Here is an 18,514-nt window from a genome sequence, read left to right as displayed (position 1 = left end):
CGGGACTCTGCGGCTAGACCTTCTCGATCTTCGCCTTGCGGCGTACCTCGGTGAGGAAGGCCGCCACCGCCTTACGGGTCTGCTCCATCTTCAGGTACTGCACGATCTGGAACTTCACGTCCTCGAACCGGTCGGTGGAGGGGGCGATCCGCTCCTGCAGCTTGATGATGTGATAGCCGAACTCCGTCTCCACCACCTTGCTGATCTCCCCGGTTTTCAGGGCGTAGGCTGCCTTCTCAAAGGGGGGAGTCATCTGCCCCTTGCCGAAGACGCCCAGTTCCCCGCCCTTGGTGCGGCTGGGGCAGGTCGACTCGGCCTTGGCCACCGCGGCGAAATCCTCCCCTTTTTGCACCCTTTTCAACAGCGCTTCCGCCTTGTCGCGTGCCTTTTTCTTTTCCTCGGCGCTCCCCTTCTGGTCCACGCTCACCAGGATGTGGCTGGCCCGCAGGCGCTCACCCTTTTGGAACAGTTTCGCCTTGTTGTCGTCGTAGAATTTGCGGGCTTCGTCGTCCGAGCAGGTCGCCTTGGCCGAGAACTGCTGGTCCACGAAGTAGTTGACCACGATCTCCTTGCGCATCGAGTCGCGCACCTCGGCCTCGGTCATGCCGACTGCCTGGAGCGCCTTGTCGTACTCTTCCTTGGTCGGGAAGGCGGCCCGGTTTTTCTGGTACCTCTGCTCGACCAGTTGATCCAGGTCCTTAATGGCCAGTTTCTTCCCCTCCTGGTAGAGAAGCTCCGCCGAGGTGAGCTGCTCCAGGGCTGCGTCCGTCGCCTTCTTCATCTGGTCAGGCGGCAGGGTCTGGTTGACCCGGTTTTGCGCCAGGAGGGTCTTCACGGCACGGTCCAGCTCCGGCTTGGTGATGGTGGTCCCGTTCACCTTGACTACCGGCGCGCCGCTGGGCCCCTTTTCCGAACACCCCGGAAGCACGCACAGGGCCAGGGCGGCCACTGCCGCCGGGATCAAATTCTTCAATGCAGACATGAAAATCTCCTTTTATGAATTGTAGGGCTGAAACAGCCATGTCACAGCAAGAGCCGTACCTAGAAAAGAGCTGGGCGGTGACGGGAAACCTAATCACTCTGTGTCCCTGTGCCGGTTCAGGAAACAGGTCATGTTTTCGGCAGTTTCAGGATTTTCGACGCGGCGACGGCCCAGGTGCTTTACCGGCGGTGCCGAGGAGGGGTGCAAAGAGGTGGGGCAAATCACCCACACCTGGGTAAACCATCACGACCGGCCTGCGGAGAGCAATGGCGACAGGATCGCTTCCACTACCCCGCGCAACCGGTAAAACGGGTGCAACGAAATAGGCCGCGCCTTGCGGTGCGGCCCCAATTGCCCCTGTCACTGCACTTCTCTTAGCGTCCAGTCCCCCCGGGCTCCCCGGTTCCGGTGCCCATGCCCCCGCCGGTGCCGCCGGTTCCTGCGCCTCCGGTCCCCATGGTACCGCTGGGGCCGCCAGTGGCCGGCGTGCCATAGTTAGGTTCCATGCCCGAAGCACCTGTCCCCGTGTTCCTTCGTGTGTGTTTTTTGGACTTTTTGCCGCTTTTCTTTCTCTTCTTCTTGGTCTTCTTCGTCTTGGTCTGGGTGGTTTCCGCAGTCCCCTGGTCGCTCTGCGCCCCGGTCGACATGCCGGTTCCCTGGCCGCCGTAGGATCCCGTACCGGTTCCGGTCGTGTCTGCCGCCCAGACCATGCCTGCGAAGGATACGACTACCAGGGTCGTTACGATGGTGGACAATACTCTCTTCATAGTCAGCCTCCCGATGGTTTGATAAACAACCGCCCCACTATAGCACAGCATTAAAATTTACCAATCACGCCTTTCATTTTTTCTTCCTGGAGCCTCCACGACGTTTTTCGCTACCGCCTGCTTGACAGATTAGTCGTATACAGTTATAAAACTTTAATCTTATAACAGCAAAAGGAGAGCGGCACGTTGAAAAAGATGAAACCTTTCGATCTGGCCCATGAACAGTACCAGCTGCTGATGGCGAAATTCAAGACCACCAAGGACCTGCGGGAAAAGAACATCCTCTTCAGAAGGCTCACCAACCTCCTGGCAGTCATGGAATTCCTTATCTCCATCCACAAACCACACTGATTCGGCGTGTTGACATACCTTCAGACCAGCTGTGCTATCCTCTATGCAGAGATGCTATAATAGTGTCAGTCTTGGTAAAGGCTTATGACTACTCCAGCCGATCACACCGACTCTTTGCAACTCCGCCCGGTGCACCTGTGGTTTGCCGCCTCCCACCTGCTTGCCGTGCTCCGCAAGGATATCTTCGCCCACTGGCGCGGCGCGCTGCGGGGGTTCGACCTGGACGAGGTGCACGACCTGCGGGTATCCTCGCGCCGTCTGCGTGAAGGACTTGCCCTCTTTGCCCCCCTCCTGTCGCAGAAAAAGGTGACACTGCTGTCGCGCCGGGTGAAAAAGCTCACCACCCTGCTGGGAGAGTTGCGCAACATCGACGAAGCCCTGCTCTTCTTCTCAGGGCTGGAGGAACAAGAAAGGGAGCGCTGCCGCACCGAGGCCGATCAACTGCAGCAATCGCTGTCGAAGGAGCGGGAGGCGGCCCAAACGGAAGTGGCAGGGGCCCTGGCGCAGTTCCAGGCGGGGAAATTGAAGAAACAATTGGCGGGGTTGTCGGAGCAGTTGAACCCGTTCAGAAAACGTGCAGCAGGTGGGATCGACCCCTTCACAGAGGTCGGCATCTTTGCCGAAGGTGCGTTGGCCGAGCGGATCGCCCTGGTGAGGGAACTTTTCCCGGCAGCGCTGCGCGAGGAAGACACGGTGGCACAGCACAGGCTGCGCATCGCGTTCAAGAAGCTGCGTTACCGGCTGGAGATCCTGGCACCGCTTCTGGAGGACCATGGCGAAAAACTGCGCCGGCTCCTCAAGCGCTACCAGGACCTCTTGGGGAAACTGCACGACCTCGACGTTTTCAAGGAGATGGTGCAGGAGCGGGTAGCGCCGGGAACGGGACGGGACGAGCTGCTGCAGCTACTGGCCGCCCGCCGCAACGACCTCTTCGCCGACTTCGCCCGGACCCACCGGGAGCAGCCGATCGAGCCGCTGACGGCGAAGATCAGCTTGGAACTGGGCCTTCACCGCAGGCCAGGCCCAGCAGAAACGCAGCCGTAGCGTGGCAGACGCGGGCCGCGAAGGCGAGGTTCAGGGTCTCCAGGGTGTCGCTGGGTTCATGGTAGTGGGGGTTGCGGAAATTGGTGGTATCGGTCAGCATGATCGCTGGGTAGCCGGCATCCCAGAAGGGAGCGTGGTCCGAGCGCCGGGTGTCCGGGACCGCCTCGCCGTTGCCGGGCACCACCAGGGGCACCACCGGAAGAGCGATGCCGAAGTCCTGCACCACCAGCACGAATCGCCCCACCACCCCCCGGGAATGTTCGTTCCCGATCACGGCGAGGAAATCCCCGGTCTGCGGCACCTGGAACGGCAGTCCGGCAGGCACACTCTGGCGCAGCGACGCCCCCGCATAGGCCACCGACTCGAGCACCAGCACGGCCTCGATATCCCACCCTTGCTGCACGGCGAAGCGGGCCAGGGCCCGGCTCCCTCGAAGCCCGGTCCCCCGCACCCCCTCTTCGGAGTTTTCCTCCAGGTTGACCCCGATAAAATGAAGCGTAAGCTCCGGACGCCACTCCCTGCAAATCGTCGCCAGTTCCAGCATCAGCGCCACGCCGCTTGCGTTGTCGTCCGCCCCGGGGGAAACGGAAACGGTGTCGTAGTGGGCGATCACCAGGACCCTCTTGTCGGGGAGGCGGGTCCCGAGCCTCGTGGCGACCACGTTGTGGTACTCGCTGCCGCCGTCCTCGAAGGGGTGCAGGTCGACCGCGTAGCCCAGGCCGCGCAGGGTATCCTCGACGTAGCAGCAGGCACGCTGCAGGGCGGCTGGTGCCGTCACCGGATGTCTTACCCCCTCCAGGGCTTTCAGGTGCCCCTCGATCCGCTCCCTGGAAACGGTCGCCGCCGTCAGCGCGCTCATTTAAGCGCCTCGAGCTCGCGCTCCAGCTGCTGCACCCGCGCGTCGTCCTCGCGGACTTCCACGAGCTTCTTGTAGTAAGCGGCACGGGCGGCACCCGACGAAGACAAGGCACTGTTCTTACTTATATAGGGATTTTGCTTGTCGCTCGTCTTCCTCTCGGCCAGTTCCTTCTGGAATTCCTTGGCCTCATCCAGGGTCGGGGTACGTCCCTTGGCCACCATCCACTTGTGATGCAGCCTCTGCAGTTCCTTTTTCTTCCCCTCCAGTCCGCCGCGGAGCCGCGCCAGCTCCGCGGTAAGCCGGGTGCGCTGGGCGCTAGTCACGTCACCCTCGGGTGCCGCACCGACTCCCTTTGCGGCGGGCGCCACCGGGGCGTCCTGTTTGGGGGCGGTCGCCGCGGGCTTCGCGGCGCCTGCGGAATCGACCTCCTGCGCGCGCTTCAGGTATCGGTCGGGAATCCGCTCGGAATCGTCGGTGAAATGAACGGTTCCGGCATCGTCGCGCCACTGGTAGGTGCCGCTAAGGACCAGCGCGGGTGCTGCAAGGATCAAAACAGCGGCAAGCATCGTGGTACGTCGCATGTCCCCTCCGGGATGATAAGTTGATGCAGTTCCAGGCCGAAGATAATATGCAACTGGCCACGTTTGTCAATTTTCTTTTGACGCGTCTCATCTTCCCCATCTCCCGGCGTCGCTACGGAGACCGGGAAAGGGTGCAGCAAGACGTAAAAAGGGCCGGGGATATCCCCGGCCCTTTTTTGCTGCCGCAGTCTCGGTCTGTTACTGTTTGCCGTCCTCGCCGAAGCTGAGCGCGGCGAGCTTGGTGTAGTAGTCGAAGCGGTCCGCGGCCCAGGCGCTCGCCTTTTGCATCAGCTGCTCCGCCGCCTCGGGATTCATCTTCCTGAGCACCTTGTAGCGGTTTTCGCCCCCCGCGTACTCCTCGAAACTGGTCGTGGGCGCCTTGCTGTCCAGCTGCAGGGGGTTTTTGCCCTGCGCCGCCAGGGCCGGGTTGTAGCGGTACAGCGGCCAGTAGCCGGAGGAGACCGCCTTCTTCTGCTCGTCCACGCCGCGGGTCATGTCGATGCCGTGCGCGATGCAGTGCGAGTAGGCGATGATGAGCGAGGGACCGTCATAGGCCTCGGCCTCGATGAACGCCTTTACCACCTGCCCGGGGTTGGCCAGGGAAACCGACGCCACGTAGACGTGGCCGTAGGCCATGGCCATCATGCCGAGGTCCTTCTTGGCCATGGACTTCCCGCCGGCCGCGAACTGCGCCACCGCGCCGATCGGGGTCGACTTGGAGGCCTGGCCGCCGGTGTTGGAGTAGACCTCGGTGTCCAGCACCAGGATGTTCACGTTCTTGCCCGAGGCGATGACGTGATCCAGGCCGCCGTAGCCGATGTCGTAGGCCCAGCCGTCGCCACCCACGCACCAGACCGACTTCTGCACCAGGTAGTCCGCGATGGGAAGGAGCTGTGTGGCAGCCTCCTCCTCGCAGCCGGCCAGGGCCTCCTTGAGCTTCGCCACGCGGGCGCGCTGCGCCTCGATGGCGGCCTGGCCGGACTGGTCGGCATCGAGGATCTCCCGCATCAGCGGCGCGATCGCCGTGCAGCTGCCGCAGCCGCAGGTAAGGAGCTTTTCTACGAGCTCCCGTGCCGCCTGGTTGAACTTGTCCACCGCGAGCCTCATGCCGTAACCGAACTCGGCATTGTCCTCGAACAGCGAGTTGGACCAGGCCGGGCCGCGCCCGTCGGCACGCTTCGCCCACGGCGTGGTGGGGAGGTTGCCGCCGTAGATCGAGGTGCAGCCGGTGGCGTTGGCGATGAGCGCACGATCGCCGAAGAGCTGCGACATGAGCTTCAGGTACGGTGTCTCGCCGCAGCCGGCGCAGGCGCCGGAGTACTCGAACAGGGGGCGCACCAGCTGGCTGCCGCGCAGGGTGTCCAGCTTGACCAGCGCCGGGTCGAGGTCGGGAAGCCCCAGGAAGAAGTGGTAGTTGGCGGCCTCGGCGGCACGTAAGGGAGGCTGGAACTGCATGTCCAGCGCCTTGTGGGCCGGGTTCTCCTTGTCCTTGGCCGGGCAGTTGTGGGCGCAGGCGCCGCAGCCGGTGCAGTCCTCGGGGGCGACCTGGAAGGTCACCTTGTGCTCCTTGAGTTCCGCGATCTTGGAGTCGGCGCACTTGAACCCTGCCGGTGCGCCGGCGAGGGCCTCGGCCGGGTAGGCCTTGACGCGGATGGCTGCGTGCGGGCAGACGAAGGAGCAGATGGCGCACTGGATGCAGAGTTTCTCGTCCCACACCGGGATCTCAACCGCGATGTTGCGCTTCTCGTACTGCGAGGTCGCGGTGGGGAAGGTGCCGTCGATGGGCAGCGCCGAGACCGGCAGGTCGTCGCCGAAGCCCGCGATGATGCGGCCGGTGACCTCCTTCACGAAGTGCGGCGCGCCCGCCCCGACCGGCGGCGGCATGGTGATGGCGCTCGACGCTGCCGCCGGGACGGCCACCTCGTGGATGTTCAAAAGCGCCTGGTCCACGGCGGCGTTGTTCATGGCCACGACCTTCTCGCCCGCCTTGCCGTAGCTCTTCTTGATGGCCCCCTTGATCTCGGCGATGGCGCTCGAGAGCTCGATGATGCCGGAGATCTTGAAGAAGGCGGTCTGCATGATCACGTTGATGCGGGCACCAAGGCCCAGCTCCTCGGCGAGCTTGATGGCGTTGATGGTGTAGACCTTGAGCTTCTTGTCGATGATCTGCTTCTGCACCTCGACCGGCATCTTCTCCCAGACCTCGCCGTGGTCGAACGGCGAGCAGAGCAGGAAGGTGGCGCCGGGCTTCGCCTTGCCCAGCATGTCGTACTTCTCCAGGAAGGTGAAGTTGTGGCAGGCGACGAAGTCGGCGTTGTCGATCAGGTACGGCGCGTTGATCGGCTTCTTGCCGAAGCGCAGGTGCGAGGTCGTGATGGTACCGGCCTTCTTGGAGTCGTAGACGAAGTAGGCCTGGGCATAGTTGTCGGTCGCCTCACCGATGATCTTGATGGAGTTCTTGTTGGCCCCCACCGTGCCGTCGGAACCAAGACCGAAGAACATCGCCTCGTAGGTCCCCTCCATCGCGGTCCTGAAGGAGCTGTCGTAGTCGAGGCTCGCGCCGGTCACGTCGTCGTTGATGCCGACCACGAAGTTGCTCTTGGGCTGCGCCTCGTTCAGGTTGTCGAAGACCGCCTTGACCATGGCCGGGGTGAACTCCTTGGAGCCCAGGCCGTAGCGCCCCCCGACGATGACCGGGTAGCCGACGAAGTTGCTCATTCCGGCCGCCATCCCCTCGCCGATGGCGGTGCGCACGTCGAGGTAGAGCGGCTCGCCCAGTGCGCCGGGCTCCTTGGTCCGGTCCAGGACCGCGATGCGGCGCACCGACGCGGGAAGCGCCTGCACGAAAGCCTTGAGTGGGAAGGGGCGATACAGATGGATCTTCACCACGCCGACCTTCTCTCCACGCGCGTTCAGGGTCGCCACCGTCTCCTGCACGGTGTCCGCGCCGGAGCCCATGATGACGATGACCCGCTCGGCGTCGGGCGCGCCTGCGTACTCGACCACGCCGTACCTGCGCCCGGTGAGTGCCGCGAACTTCTCCATCTCCTTCTCCACGATATCGATGGTGGCCGGATAGAAGCGGTTCACCGTCTCGCGCCCCTGGAAGTAGACGTCCGGGTTCTGGGCACTGCCGCGCAGGACCGGCCGGTCCGGGGTGAGGCAGCGGGCCCGGTGCGCGTTGACCAGCTCGTTGTCGATCATGGCGCGCATGTCGTCGTAGGAGAGCGCCTCCACCTTCTGCACCTCGTGGGAGGTGCGGAAACCGTCGAAGAAGTGCAGGAACGGGATCCGGGAACGCAGCGTCGCCGCCTGGGCGATCAGGGCGAAGTCCATCACCTCCTGCACGTTGTTGGAGCAGAGCATGGCCCAGCCGGTGGCACGGCAGGACATGACGTCGGAATGGTCCCCGAAGATCGAGAGCGCCTGGGTGGCGATGGCGCGGGCCGAGACGTGGAACACGGTGGAGGTGAGCTCGCCGGCGATCTTGTACATATTGGGGATCATCAGCAAAAGCCCCTGGCTCGCCGTGAAGGTCGTGGTGAGAGCCCCCGCCTGCAGCGCACCGTGCACCGCCCCGGCGGCGCCCCCCTCGGACTGCAGCTCGGAGACCAGCGGCACCGTGCCCCAGATGTTCTTCTCACCCGCCGCGCTCTTCGCGTCGGAGATCTCCCCCATCACCGACGAGGGGGTGATCGGGTAGATCGCGATCACCTCGTTGGTGGCATGGGCCACGTGGGCGGCCGCGGTGTTGCCGTCTATGGTTACCATTTTTCTGCTCATGCTCTCGCTCCTCTTATCTGTAATGCAGTGAAGTTCTGTTACCGTCTGCCCGGGTTGCGCTACGGCGCGCTCTGCCAGGGGACCATGTCCTGCAGGGCCTCCCGCATCAGGTCGGACACCTTCATGTTCACTTCCTTGGAAATCTTCTCGATGGTCTCGCGCTCCTCGCGGCTCACCCGCACCGAGAGCACGTGGTAACGTGGGTTTTCTTTCTTTTTCATATCGACCTCCGCCACCTCCGGGTGGCGCCTCCGCGTCGTTACGGTTTGTAGACCTTGAGCAGCGCCTGCGCCATCTCGGCGGGGGTGGCCGCGACGCTGATGCCGCACTCCTTGAGGACCGCCACCTTCTCGGTCGCGGTTCCCTTGCCGCCGGAGATGATGGCGCCGGCATGTCCCATCCTCTTCCCCGGGGGAGCGGTGACCCCGGCGATGTAGGCCGCCACCGGCTTGGTCATGTTCTCCTTGACGAAGCGGGCGGCCTCCTCCTCGGCGCTGCCGCCGATCTCGCCGATCATGATCACCGCCTCGGTATCCGGGTCCTCCTCGAAGAGCCTGAGGCAGTCGATGTGGCTGGTGCCGTTCACCGGGTCGCCGCCGATCCCGACGCAGGTGGACTGCCCGAGGCCGATGCAGGTCAGCTGCCAGACCGCCTCGTAGGTGAGCGTGCCGGAGCGGGAAACGACGCCGATCTTGCCCGGCTTGTGGATGTAGCCGGGCATGATGCCGATCTTGCACTCGCCGGGGGTGATCACGCCGGGGCAGTTGGGACCGACCAGCCGGGTTTTCTTGCCCACCAGGTACTGCTTCACCTTCACCATGTCGAGGACCGGGATCCCCTCGGTGATGCAGCAGACTAGCTCCACGCCCGCATCCACCGCCTCCATGATCGAGTCCGCGGCAAACGGCGGCGGGACGTAGATGACGCTCGCGGTGGCGCCTGTCTGGTACACGGCCTCGGCGACCGTGTCGTACACCGGGAAGCCGTCGATCACGGTCCCCCCCTTGCCGGGGGTCACCCCTCCCACCATCTGCGTGCCGTACTCGCGGGCGCCCTGCGCGTGGAACAGGCCGGTCGCGCCGGTGATCCCCTGCGTGATGACCTTGGTCTCCTTGCCGATCAATATGCTCATGGCGTCCCCCCTAGGCGGCAGCCGCGACGGCGGCCACTATTTTCTGCGCCCCGTCGGCCATGCCGTCGGCGGCTACTATGTTGAGGCCGCTTTCGGCCAGAAGCTTCTTGCCCAGCTCCACGTTGGTCCCCTCCAGGCGCACCACCAGCGGCACCTGGATGCCGACCTGGCGCGCGGCCTCGATAACCCCGGTGGCGATCACGTCGCACTTCATGATGCCGCCGAAGATGTTGACCAGGATCCCCTTCACGTTCTTGTCGGAGAGGATGATCTTGAAGGCCTCGGTGACGCGCTCGATGGTGGCCCCGCCGCCGACGTCCAGGAAGTTGGCCGGGTCGCCGCCGTAGTGCTTGATGATGTCCATGGTGGCCATGGCAAGGCCGGCGCCGTTCACCAGGCAGCCGATGTTGCCGTTGAGCGAGATGTAGGAGAGGTCGTGCTGGCTGGCCTCGATCTCGTTGGGATCCTCCTCGTCGAAGTCGCGCATGTCGCCGATCTGCAGGTGACGGAACAGCGCGTTGTCGTCGAAGCCGAACTTGGCGTCCAGCGCGAGCAGGTCCCCTTCGGCGGTCACCACCAGCGGGTTGATCTCGAGCAGCGAACAGTCGCACGCGATGAAGGTGGTGTAGAGGTTGGAAAGTACCTTCACGGCCTTGTTGGTCAGCTTTCCCTTGAGTCCCAGGCTGAAGGCGATCTTGCGGCACTGGAACGGGGTGAGCCCGACCAGGGGATCAACCGCCTCCGTGATGATCTTCTCCGGAGTGTTGGCCGCCACTTCCTCGATGTCCATGCCTCCCTCGGTGGAGGCCATCACGGTGACGCGGGAGCTGCCGCGGTCCACCAGCAGGCTCACGTAGAGCTCGTTGGCGATGTTGCAGCCGTTCTCAACGAGCACCCGGTGCACCACCTTCCCTTCCGGCCCGGTCTGGTGCGTCCTCAAAGTCATCCCCAGCATGTCGCGGGCGATCATCTGCACCTCGCTGGAGGTGCGCGCCAGCTTGACGCCGCCCCCCTTGCCGCGCCCGCCGGCGTGGATCTGGGCCTTCACCACCCAGGGCCCCTCGCCCAAACGTTTGGCCCATTCCCTCGCGCTCGCGCCGTTGTAGCAGACGTGGCCGTCGGGAACCGGCACGCCGAACTTCCTCAAAATCGCTTTGGCCTGGTACTCGTGGACGTTCATACTCCCTCCTTAAAGCCTCTGTTTTAACAAACCTGCCGGGTGCATAACATTAACCGTTTCTTGTTTTATTTTGGCCTAAAAACGGGGGTCAACGTCGCACCACACTCATATACTCCCATGACGAAAATTTAGCAAACACTTTTATAATCGATCCACAAAAAAATTGGTAAGACCAAGGTATCTGCCGAAAATGGATGCACCACATCCGCCGCGCGCGGCGCCCAAACCACCGAACGATTGTTTGAATTACCGACATTTACACGGTAAAACCAAGACAAACCAGGGATCCGCCGCAACCAGTCGGTAACGATAGAACAGCTTCGGCAACGTTATTTGGTTACATTGTAATACAGCAATATTTACCGTTACAGACCAGGAGAAACACCGAAGTTCCAAAATAAAACACGTCGTAAACGCAAAAGGAGACAGGCACAAAAAATCCCCCATTCCTCGCCTCAAGGCGGGAATGGGGGACCGGGACCCGACGGTCCCACAGCTAGGGATTCTGGGCGTCCACCACGGCGATAGCGGCCATGTTGACGATGTCGTGAACGTCGTCGCCGCGCTGCAGCACGTGCACAGGCTTATTCATCCCCATGAGGATGGGGCCGATGGACTCGGCGCCTCCCAGGCGACGCAAAAGCTTGTAGCAGATGTTGCCGGAGTTCAGATCCGGGAAGATGAGCACGTTGGCGGGGGTCTTCAGTTTGGAGAAGGTGTATCCCTCCAGGAGCTCGGGCACCACCGCGGTGTCGGCCTGCATCTCCCCTTCGACGATCAGGTGAGGCGCACGCTCCTTGACCAGCTCCACGGCGCGCTTCACCTTGTTCGCCTGGGGATGGTCCACCGAACCGAAGTTGGAGAAGGAGAGCATGGCGATCCTCGGCTCGATGTCGAGCATGGCGACCTTCTCGGCGGCGAGAATGGCGGTCTCGGCCAGCTCCTCAGCGGTCGGGTCGATGGTCACCGTGGTATCGGCCAGGAAGTAGACCCCCTTCTTGAACACCATCATGTAGAGACCGTGCACGCTGGAAAGCCCCGCCTGCTTGCCGAGCACCTCCAGGGCCGGACGGATGGTCTCCGGGTAGTGGGTGTCGATCCCGCCCAAAAGCGCGTCCGCATGCCCCTTGTGCACCATCATGGTGCCGAAGTGGGTCCTGGATTTCCTGCGCATGATGCGGCTGCTCTCGGAGCTGGTGATCCCCTTCCTCTGCCGCAACTGGTAAAGCTCCTGGGCGTACTCCTCGGTGAGCTCGCTCTCGGCGGGGTCGACGATGGGTACCTCGAGGTCGAGGTTCAGGTCGTCCATCTTCTGCTGGATCTTCTTGCGGTCACCCACCAGGATCGGCTGCGCGATCCCCTCCTCTACCAGGGTCTGTGCGGCCCGCAGGATCTTCTCGTTGTCACCCTCGGGGAAGACGACCTTTTTCGGGTCGCTCTTCGCCTTGTTGATGACCATGCGCATGATCTCCTTGGAACGTCCCTGGGAGCACTCGAGCTGCTCGATGTACTTCGCCATATCTTCGATAGGCTGACGTGCCACGCCGGTGTCCATGGCCGCCTGGGCGATGGCGGGCGCAACGTGCAGGAGGACACGCGGGTCGAACGGCTTGGGTATGATGTAGTTCACGCCGAAGGAAAACTTCTCGTTGCCGTAGGCCTTGGATACGGAGTCGGGGACCTCCTCCTGGGCGAGCTTCGCCAGCGCGTGCACCGCGGCAAGCTTCATCTCCTCGTTGATGGCGGTGGCACGCACGTCGAGGGCCCCACGGAAGATGAAGGGGAAGCCGAGCACGTTGTTCACCTGGTTGGGATAATCGGAGCGGCCGGTGGCCATGATCACATCACCACGCACCGCGTGCGCCTCCTCGGGGGTGATCTCCGGGTCGGGGTTCGCCATGGCGAAGATGATCGGGTTGGGTGCCATGCTCCGGATCATCTCCGGCGTGAAGGCCCCCTTCACGGAAAGGCCGAAGAGGACGTCGGCCCCATTGGCCGCCTCCTCGAGGGTGCGGAAGGGGGTGTCGGCGGCGAAGAGCTCCTTGTACTTGTTCATCCCCTCTACCCGCCCCTTGTAGATGACCCCCTTGGTGTCGCACATGATCATGTTGTCGGGTTTGACACCCAGGGCGATGGCGAGCTTCGCGCAGGAGTTGGCCGAGGCGCCGGCGCCGTTCACGACGATCCTGATGTCCCCGATCTTCTTGCCGGTAAGCTTGAGCGCGTTCAGAAGGGCCGCCGAGCAGATGATGGCGGTGCCGTGCTGGTCGTCGTGGAAGACCGGGATGTTCATGGTCTTTTTCAGCTCTTCCTCGATATAGAAGCACTCGGGCGCCTTGATGTCCTCCAGGTTGATGCCGCCGAAAGTCGGCTCCAGGAGCTGGCACGCCTTGATGATCTCATCCGGGTTCTCGGTGTTCAGCTCGATGTCGAAGACGTCGATGTCGGCGAAGCGCTTGAAGAGGACACCCTTCCCTTCCATGACCGGCTTGCCGGCCAAAGCACCCAGGTTGCCAAGGCCCAGGACGGCGGTGCCGTTGGAGACGACCGCCACCAGGTTCCCCTTGGCGGTGTACTTGTAGGCGTCGTCCGGATTCTGCTGGATGGCGAGGCAGGGCTCGGCTACCCCCGGAGAGTAGGCAAGCGACAGGTCTGCCGCGGTCTGACATGGTTTGGTGGCGATGACTTCTATCTTCCCTTTCCTACCGTTGCAGTGGTAGTCGAGGGCTCCCAGTTTCTTGCTCATCTATGTTTCCTCCTCTGTTCAGCCAAATTCAGGTTCAAAAAAAGAGGGCAGCAGCAACACTGTGCTAGCCCTCTCTCGGAAAGCCCCTCTCGGGGCGGAAATGTTTGAATCCCCCCTCCCCTTGCGGGAGGGGGTTAGGGGGTGGGGGAAGGTGCCATCGCCGGCTTACGCCTCTTCCGGCTCCGGCTCCAGGAGGCCCATCTCGGGCTCCTCCTCGACCTCCTGGTTGTTCAGCACGCGGTTCATGCGCTCAACGTCGAGCTCGTTCTCCCAGCGCGAGACCACCACGGTGGCGACGCCGTTGCCGACCAGGTTGGTGAGGGCGCGCGCCTCGGACATGAAGCGGTCGATGCCAAGGATCAGGGCCAGACCCGCCACCGGAATGGTGGGGATGGCGGCGAAGGTCGCAGCGAGCGTCACGAAGCCGCTGCCGGTAACGCCCGCGGCGCCTTTCGAGGTCAGCATAAGCACACCCAGGATGGTGAGGGTCTGCGTCATGGTGAGCGGGGTGTTGGTGGCCTGCGCCACGAAGATGGCGGCCATGGTCAGGTAGATGGAGGTGCCGTCCAGGTTGAAGGAGTAGCCGGTCGGGATGACCAGGCCGACGACGGACTTGGTGCAGCCAAGGTTCTCAAGCTTCGCCATCATGCGCGGCAGCGCGGATTCCGAGGAGGAGGTTCCCAGCACAATCAGTAGCTCTTCCTTGATGTAGGAGATGAATTTGAAGATGTTGAAGCCGCAGATCTTACCGATGGTGCCGAGTACCACGAAGATGAACAGGAGGCAGGTGAGGTAGAAGCTGCCCATCAGCATGCCGAGCTTGGCCAGCGAGCCCAGGCCGAACTTGCCGATGGTGAAGGCCATGGCGCCGAAGGCGCCGATCGGTGCGAACTTCATGATCAGGTTGACCACCCCGAACAGGGCGTGGGAGACGTCGTCGATGAACTTGTAGATCGGCTTGCCCTTCTCGCCGAGGGCGGCAAGCGCCAGGCCGAAGAAGATGGCGAAAAAGAGCACCTGGAGGATCTCACCCTTGGCGAAGGCGTCCACGACGCTGGTCGGGATGATGCCCAGGGCGAAGTCGGCGAAGCTGTGCGACTTGGCGGCGGTGGCGGTGTAGGTCGCGAGCCCCTTGGTGTCGAGCTTGGTGACGTCGGCGTTCATGCCCACGCCCGGCTGGATCACGTTGATCACCAACAGGCCGATACCCAGCGCCAGGGTGGAGACCACTTCGAAGTACAGCATCGCCTTGCCGCCGACGCGACCGACCTTCTTCATGTCGTCCATGCCGGCGATGCCGGTGACCACGGTACAGAAGATCACCGGGGTGATGATCATCTTGATCATCTTGATGAAGCCGTCGCCCAGGGGCTTCATGGCCGCTCCGGTGTCGGGCAGGTAGTAGCCCAGTGCGATACCGATGGATATCGCCAACAGCACCTGGAAGTACAGAACCTGGTAAAACTTCTTCGTTTTCATGGTCTCTCCTTTTGGTTGGTTCTCGTGAACCTGGATTGTAGATCCGACAAAGGCGTTAGCCGATAACACTGTTTGACACTCCATATCAGCAAGAGCGGTACCAAGCATACGTATACGGATGCAAGTTGCCGTATTTACATCGGAAAATAATGTTTTACGCGCAAAAAGGCTCGCAAAAGGCATTAACCTAAGTGAACACCTTTGCTGTTGCAATCGGGGAAGCGTTTACGTTTCGGCAGGATGCGGCGCTTAACCATGGTTAAGCAGTTAACCAAAGTTAAGACCATTCACCCCGTAACGGGGGGTAAGGCGCGGGCAGGGTGAGTTTCGGGGGTGCGGGCGGGAAAAAAAATCGCCGATCCGGAGGCGGAGAGGGAGGAAACTCTCCGCCGCCGGGCCTACTTGCGTGACATCTTGAGACGCTTGTTCAGTGCGGGCGCGGAAATGCCTAAAAGCCGCGCCGCAATAGCCTGTACGCCGTTGGCGCGGCTGATCGCCTCCTCCACCAGCAGCTCGGCGGCCTCGACGAAGGTGGGCAGCCGTTCGAAAGTCGCAAACGGGTTTTGACTTTGGAGCGGCGGGTTGGCGGTGTCGCGGCTCTGCCCGATCGCCTTCAGGAAACTTTCCATGGAAAGGATGCGTTCCTTGTGCAGGCTGACCGCATTGTAGACCATGCCGCGCAGCTCGCGGACGTTGCCGGGGAAGCTGTAGGTGGCCAGCACCTGCGCCAGCTCCTTGGGCGGGGTGGGCTTTTTCTTCCCCAGCGACTTGGCCGCTTCGTTCAGGAAGTAATCGAGCAGCAGCGGGATGTCCCCTACCCTCTCCCTGAGGGAGGGGATGTTGATGCGGTGGGTGCACAGGCGGTAGTACAGGTCGCGCCGGAACTGCCCCGCGGCCTCCCGGGCGGCCAGGTCGCGGTGGGTCGCCACCACGATGCGCGCGTTCATCCGCTTGGGGCGGTCACCCCCCAGCGGGAAGTACTCACCCTCCTGGAGCAGGCGCAACAGCTTTACCTGGGAGGCGATGCTCAGATCGCCGATCTCGTCCAGAAACAGCGTCCCGTTGCCGGCCTGCTCGATCATGCCGGGACGGGCCTGGTCGGCGCCGGTATAGGCGCCGCGGACATGGCCGAACAGGGTGTCCGCGAACACCGTGTCGTCAAGCCCGGCGACGTTGACGGCGACCAGCGGACCGGAGCAGCCGCTCAGGGCGTGCACGGCGCGGGCCACCAGTTCCTTGCCCACTCCGCTTTCCCCGGTGATCAGCAGCGGCTGGTGGCTCGGGGAAACCGCCTCCACGTAGTTGAACAGGTCGTGCATGCGGGGGTCGCAGGTGACGATGTCGACGAACGCCTCCGGGTGCTTCAGCTCCCGCGACAGCATCCGGTCCGACATGGTGCGGAATTCCTGCTGCAGCTCCAGGATGCGCACGGCACGCAGCACCCCGCTCACCAGGCGGTCCTCCTCGTCGGTCTTGACGATGTAGTCGAAGGCCCCCAGCTTCATGCAGCGCACCGCCGTCTCCAGCTGGTTCATCCCGCTCACGATGATGGTCATGATCTCGGGGTGGCTCTCCCCGATCTGCTGCAACAGCGTTTCCCCGCACGGCTGCGGCATGGTGAGATCCAACAGCACCAGGCCGATGTCTCCCTGGTCCAAAAGCCCCATCACCTCGCGGCTCTCCTGGCAGGTGACGATGTTGTTGATCCCCGCGCAGCTCTTCAGCGTGAGCGCGAACGACTTGAGCCAGGCCGGCTCGTCGTCGACCAGCAGGATGCCGAAGGTGGGGAAGAGTGTCTTTTTCATGTCAGCGGACTCCTGTCGGGGACGGGAAACGAGAGGGTCACCGTGGTACCCCTCCCCGGTGTGGACTGGAACTGCAGGGCGCCGCCGTGCTCCTTGACGATGCCCGCCGAGACGGAGAGCCCGAGGCCGGTGCCGCCGCTCTCCCTCTTGGTGGTGAAGAAGGGGTCGAGCAGGTAGGGAAGGTGTTCCTGCGCCACCCCCACCCCCTGGTCGGTGACCTGGAGCAGGACCTGGCCGCGCTCGGCATCGTAACTGGTGCCGATGAAGACCCCGCAGTCGCGGTTGGGGAGCGCCTGGCAGGCGTTGAGCACCAGGTTGACGATGACCTGCTCGATGCGCTGGCCGTTGCCCAGGATCTGGGGGAGCGAGCCGTGGAAGGCGGACTGGAAGTGGTCGGTCGAGGAACGGATGGTGGGGTCCACGAGCCGGAGCGCGGTCCTTGCCACCGCATCCAGGTCGATGAGCGATTTCTGCCCCATGTCTTTGCGCGCGAAGTCCTTCAGGTCGTTGACGATGCGCTTGATGCGCTGGGCGCCGTCCTGCATCTCGTCCAGGATGCGCGGGATCTCGTCGCGCATCTCCGAGTAGGGGACCCCGCCGAGCATGAAGTCTCCCTGCTCGCGGTAATGCGCCTCCAGGATCTCCTCCGCGTCGTCATGCACCCTTTTGAGCACCGGGATGTCCAGCAAAAGCAGGCCGTTGGGGTTGTTGATCTCGTGGGCGACGCCGGAGACCAGGGTTCCCAGCGAGGTCATCTTGTCCGCCTGGATCAGCTTGTCCTGGTGGCGCTTCAGCTCCTCCAGCGCCTTGTTGCGCTCGGCAACCTCCTGGGCCAGCGCCGTGGTCCGCTCAGCCACCCGCTTGTGCAGGGTCTTGGACCAAAGCGCCGTCACCGCCAGCACGATCAGCAGGGGGATCAGGATCATCGCGCCGTACTTGAGAGCCAGCTCGCGGGTCACCCGGGGGGGGTCGTTCACCCCGAGCCAGCGGTTGTAGATCTGCGCGTACTGCCCGGTCTTGATGACGATGGCGAGCCCCTCGTTGAAGCGGGCCAGCAGTTCCTTGTCGCCGCGCTGCACCGCGTAGCAGTACTGCTCGCTCACCACGGCCTTGGCGACCGGCACCAGGTTGGTGAGGCGCAGTTCGCGGATCAGGTAGATGCCGGGAAGTTGCGCCACCACGGCGTAGTCACCCTGCCCCGAGGCGAGCAGCCTGAGCGCCTCGGCCGGGGTCGGCGTGAGCACCAGGTCCTTCTCGAACCCCATCTGCTTCAGGCGCTCGTGCATGATGCCGGACTGGAAGACCAGCACTTTCTTGCCGCGCAACTCCTCCAGGCTCTTGACCGGTTTGGCGTCGCGCCGGGCGAAGATGGCGTGGTGCACGATGGTGTGGGGGGGTGAGAATTCCACCGAGCTCAGGCGCTGAGCGGAATAGGAGAGTCCCTGCAGGATGTCGATGCTGCCGTTTTGCAGCCCGGCGCGCACCTCGGACCAGTTGCCGAAGACGAAGCGGACCTTCATCCCCATCACCTCGGCGATGGCGCGGGTCAGGTCGACGTTGTAACCGGCGGGGTTGCCGTCCTTGTCGATGAACTCGTAGGGGGGATAGGCGCGGTCCCCCCCCACCACGACGGTCGCGGGCGCCTGATGCGCGGGGTCGGGGATGAAATCGGCGGGGGCGGCAAGGCACAGCGGGACCAGCAAAAGGAACAAGACCAGGAGCGTCGTGCCGGGGAGCGCCCGCACAAAGCGGAGAAACCTGGTGCCGAAGGTGTGCGTTTTGCCTGTCAGGGCGCGGTGGACCAC

At 63.2% G+C, this 18,514-nt stretch carries 14 protein-coding genes; 2 read left to right on the top strand and 12 right to left on the bottom strand.

All coding sequences use genetic code 11. The features are described from left to right. Positions 1 to 13: 13 nt before the first annotated feature. Together KP004_RS04390 and KP004_RS04385 are read right to left on the bottom strand one after the other, a co-directional pair. On the bottom strand, positions 14 to 982 hold the full coding sequence (locus KP004_RS04390; protein ID WP_216801175.1) for a peptidylprolyl isomerase: 969 nt from the start codon (positions 980 to 982) through the stop codon (positions 14 to 16). A 374-nt stretch (positions 983 to 1,356) separates the two neighbouring features. Beyond that, on the bottom strand, positions 1,357 to 1,749 hold the full coding sequence (locus tag KP004_RS04385; RefSeq protein ID WP_216801174.1) for a hypothetical protein: 393 nt from the start codon (positions 1,747 to 1,749) through the stop codon (positions 1,357 to 1,359). A 186-nt stretch (positions 1,750 to 1,935) separates the two neighbouring features. Between KP004_RS04385 and KP004_RS04380 the strand changes: the two genes are divergently transcribed. Both KP004_RS04380 and KP004_RS04375 read left to right on the top strand, forming a co-directional pair. Continuing rightward, entirely contained in the window at positions 1,936 to 2,100 is a 165-nt protein-coding gene (locus tag KP004_RS04380) for a hypothetical protein (RefSeq protein ID WP_216790678.1), read from the top strand. Between the two features lie 84 nt (positions 2,101 to 2,184). Further along, on the top strand, positions 2,185 to 3,144 hold the full coding sequence (locus KP004_RS04375) for a CHAD domain-containing protein (RefSeq protein ID WP_216801173.1): 960 nt from the start codon (positions 2,185 to 2,187) through the stop codon (positions 3,142 to 3,144). On the opposite strand, the gene KP004_RS04370 is transcribed toward KP004_RS04375, so the two are convergent. From KP004_RS04370 to KP004_RS04325, 10 genes are all read right to left on the bottom strand, one after another. Next, on the bottom strand, positions 3,089 to 4,003 hold the full coding sequence (locus tag KP004_RS04370) for a M28 family peptidase (protein ID WP_216801172.1): 915 nt from the start codon (positions 4,001 to 4,003) through the stop codon (positions 3,089 to 3,091). The genes KP004_RS04375 and KP004_RS04370 overlap by 56 nt on opposite strands. Next, entirely contained in the window at positions 4,000 to 4,584 is a 585-nt protein-coding gene (locus KP004_RS04365) for a DUF4124 domain-containing protein (protein WP_216801171.1), read from the bottom strand. Before KP004_RS04365 ends, KP004_RS04370 begins: the two co-directional genes overlap by 4 nt. Before the next feature lie 198 nt (positions 4,585 to 4,782). Then, on the bottom strand, positions 4,783 to 8,367 hold the full coding sequence (gene nifJ, locus KP004_RS04360; protein WP_216801170.1) for a pyruvate:ferredoxin (flavodoxin) oxidoreductase: 3,585 nt from the start codon (positions 8,365 to 8,367) through the stop codon (positions 4,783 to 4,785). Positions 8,368 to 8,426: 59 nt separating this feature from the next. After that, positions 8,427 to 8,588: a DUF6290 family protein gene (locus tag KP004_RS04355; RefSeq protein WP_216801169.1), complete on the bottom strand. Its 162-nt coding sequence runs from the start codon at positions 8,586 to 8,588 to the stop codon at positions 8,427 to 8,429. Positions 8,589 to 8,626: 38 nt separating this feature from the next. Further along, positions 8,627 to 9,499: a succinate--CoA ligase subunit alpha gene (gene sucD, locus KP004_RS04350; protein WP_216801168.1), complete on the bottom strand. Its 873-nt coding sequence runs from the start codon at positions 9,497 to 9,499 to the stop codon at positions 8,627 to 8,629. Positions 9,500 to 9,509: 10 nt separating this feature from the next. Then, a complete protein-coding gene (sucC, locus tag KP004_RS04345; RefSeq protein WP_216801167.1) occupies positions 9,510 to 10,679 on the bottom strand; it encodes an ADP-forming succinate--CoA ligase subunit beta in 1,170 nt (389 codons plus the stop codon). A gap of 496 nt (positions 10,680 to 11,175) precedes the next feature. After that, a complete protein-coding gene (locus tag KP004_RS04340) occupies positions 11,176 to 13,425 on the bottom strand; it encodes an NADP-dependent malic enzyme (protein ID WP_216801166.1) in 2,250 nt (749 codons plus the stop codon). 165 nt (positions 13,426 to 13,590) lie between these two features. Next, positions 13,591 to 14,904, bottom strand: a complete 1,314-nt coding sequence (locus tag KP004_RS04335; protein ID WP_216801165.1) for a dicarboxylate/amino acid:cation symporter — start codon at positions 14,902 to 14,904, stop codon at positions 13,591 to 13,593. Positions 14,905 to 15,302: 398 nt separating this feature from the next. Beyond that, the gene (locus tag KP004_RS04330) at positions 15,303 to 16,709 is read right to left on the bottom strand and encodes a sigma-54-dependent transcriptional regulator (RefSeq protein WP_216801164.1); all 1,407 of its coding nucleotides are present in this window, start codon (positions 16,707 to 16,709) and stop codon (positions 15,303 to 15,305) included. Then, positions 16,706 to 18,514 (bottom strand): transporter substrate-binding domain-containing protein, encoded by a 1,809-nt coding sequence (locus KP004_RS04325; RefSeq protein WP_216801163.1) that lies wholly within the window; start codon positions 18,512 to 18,514, stop codon positions 16,706 to 16,708. The genes KP004_RS04330 and KP004_RS04325 overlap by 4 nt, the downstream gene beginning before the upstream one ends.

The organism is Geomonas oryzisoli, from assembly GCF_018986915.1.
In the GTDB taxonomy this organism is placed as follows: domain Bacteria; phylum Desulfobacterota; class Desulfuromonadia; order Geobacterales; family Geobacteraceae; genus Geomonas; species Geomonas oryzisoli.
This window is presented reverse-complemented; position numbering and strand designations above follow the sequence as displayed.

Coding starts and splice junctions, on each gene's coding strand:
- KP004_RS04390 (WP_216801175.1), bottom strand. CDS start 982: ATGTCTGCATTGAAGAATTTGATCCCGGCGGCAGTGGCCGCCCTGGCC.
- KP004_RS04385 (WP_216801174.1), bottom strand. CDS start 1,749: ATGAAGAGAGTATTGTCCACCATCGTAACGACCCTGGTAGTCGTATCC.
- KP004_RS04375 (WP_216801173.1), top strand. CDS start 2,185: ATGACTACTCCAGCCGATCACACCGACTCTTTGCAACTCCGCCCGGTG.
- KP004_RS04370 (WP_216801172.1), bottom strand. CDS start 4,003: ATGAGCGCGCTGACGGCGGCGACCGTTTCCAGGGAGCGGATCGAGGGG.
- KP004_RS04365 (WP_216801171.1), bottom strand. CDS start 4,584: ATGCGACGTACCACGATGCTTGCCGCTGTTTTGATCCTTGCAGCACCC.
- nifJ (WP_216801170.1), bottom strand. CDS start 8,367: ATGAGCAGAAAAATGGTAACCATAGACGGCAACACCGCGGCCGCCCAC.
- KP004_RS04355 (WP_216801169.1), bottom strand. CDS start 8,588: ATGAAAAAGAAAGAAAACCCACGTTACCACGTGCTCTCGGTGCGGGTG.
- sucD (WP_216801168.1), bottom strand. CDS start 9,499: ATGAGCATATTGATCGGCAAGGAGACCAAGGTCATCACGCAGGGGATC.
- sucC (WP_216801167.1), bottom strand. CDS start 10,679: ATGAACGTCCACGAGTACCAGGCCAAAGCGATTTTGAGGAAGTTCGGC.
- KP004_RS04340 (WP_216801166.1), bottom strand. CDS start 13,425: ATGAGCAAGAAACTGGGAGCCCTCGACTACCACTGCAACGGTAGGAAA.
- KP004_RS04335 (WP_216801165.1), bottom strand. CDS start 14,904: ATGAAAACGAAGAAGTTTTACCAGGTTCTGTACTTCCAGGTGCTGTTG.
- KP004_RS04330 (WP_216801164.1), bottom strand. CDS start 16,709: ATGAAAAAGACACTCTTCCCCACCTTCGGCATCCTGCTGGTCGACGAC.